Annotated in this window: 1 protein-coding gene and 1 pseudogene (1 of these 2 running past the window's edge); both read right to left on the reverse strand. The window is 32.1% G+C overall.

Annotation, left to right across the window (positions count from 1 at the left end):
* Positions 1 to 492, reverse strand: a pseudogene (locus A2255_06305) (hypothetical protein); it reaches 789 nt to the left of the window's first position.
* A gap of 399 nt (positions 493 to 891) precedes the next feature.
* Positions 892 to 1131: a hypothetical protein gene (locus A2255_06310; GenBank protein ID OGI18064.1), complete on the reverse strand. Its 240-nt coding sequence runs from the start codon at positions 1129 to 1131 to the stop codon at positions 892 to 894.
* Positions 1132 to 1360 lie beyond the last annotated feature (229 nt).

A 1360-nucleotide genomic window follows, 5' to 3' on the forward strand; every position in this document is an offset into this window, starting at 1 on the left:
ACCTTTTGTTGTTTCCGGATTCGTATGACCAAATAACCTGTATTTTGGAATCCCTGCTTGTCTTAAACGACCCAGAAGCATATTAAAAGTGCTTTCAGGGACATCTGACATTTCTTCTATTTCAACAAAACCGAGATTTAAGGATTTAAGCTTTTTATCATCTTCAAAATACTTAAAAAGCACTTCAGACTTATTGTTGAAGATCAATTTAGCCTCAGTTTTAATATATTCATAATGAACACCTTTTCTATAGCCTAAATTATCGAGATGTTCAAAATATTGAACCAGAGTTGTATCTCTAACAACAGGAAAAGTCTGGGCACCAACGAGACCTCTAATGCCTGGATATTTACGGCATAATAAAATACCAAGAAGAGCCCCACTAAAAGTCTTCCCAGAACCGAAACCACCCTGATAAAGGACAACATCAAGAGAATGGTCATGAGGAATTTCAAGAAATTCCTTCTGCGCTTTAAGTAATTTATATTCCATAAAACACTCTGTACTTCGTACTTTCACAAGTCATTAATCCCTCCAATGATACCGCTATCATTCTGAGGGTACTTCGTACTGTCACAAGTCAAAATTATTCCAGTGATACACAATGTCATTACAAGGTGACAAAGTCACTTTTATTAGTCATCAATCATTCCAATAATACGCACAATCATTGCGAGGTGACAAAGTCACTTTTCTCAGTCATCAATCATTCCAATAATACGCACAATCATTGCAAGGTGACAAAGTCACTTTTCTAAGTCATCAATCATTCCAATAATGCGCACTGTCATTGCGAGCCATGAATCGTGGATAGTCCGTATCAATCATACTTGCGTGGCAATCTATCCATATTTCAATAATTAAAACAACAAAAACATTAATTAAATTAAACTAAATCAATTCCTGATCAATTCCTTTAATCACATTAACCTCAGGATCAGAAATATCCTGCTTTTTAGGATTAATAATCTTTTCTCTTAAATCAATACCCTTAAAAAATAGCTCTATAAGCTTCGTATAAGGAGCATCTTTTTCATCCTGAGTAATAATCTTGATTTGACTCATAATATCACTCAAAAGAACATCGAGAGAAGTAACTGTATTAAACTTTTTTTCAGTTTTTTTAGTCATCTCAACTCTATCCCGAATTATAAAGTATTATTAATACAAAATATAAAATAAAAATTTCCTATTATTATAGCTTTTTAAAACCTAATTTAATCAATGAGCAACTTATCCATGTAAAAAGCTTGCCTAAGTATAAATTTATTATTATTATAAAATTAGTTATGTCTGGGAGGAAAAAAATGGTAACCTTTTCCTTAATACCATACCTCTTTTTATCTTCAATTTTAATAGT

The organism is Candidatus Melainabacteria bacterium RIFOXYA2_FULL_32_9 (assembly GCA_001784615.1).
GTDB lineage: Bacteria > Cyanobacteriota > Vampirovibrionia > Gastranaerophilales > UBA9579 > UBA9579.

Excerpts from the sequence above, each read along its gene's own strand:
- A2255_06310 (OGI18064.1), bottom strand. The coding sequence starts at position 1,131 with ATGACTAAAAAAACTGAAAAAAAGTTTAATACAGTTACTTCTCTCGAT.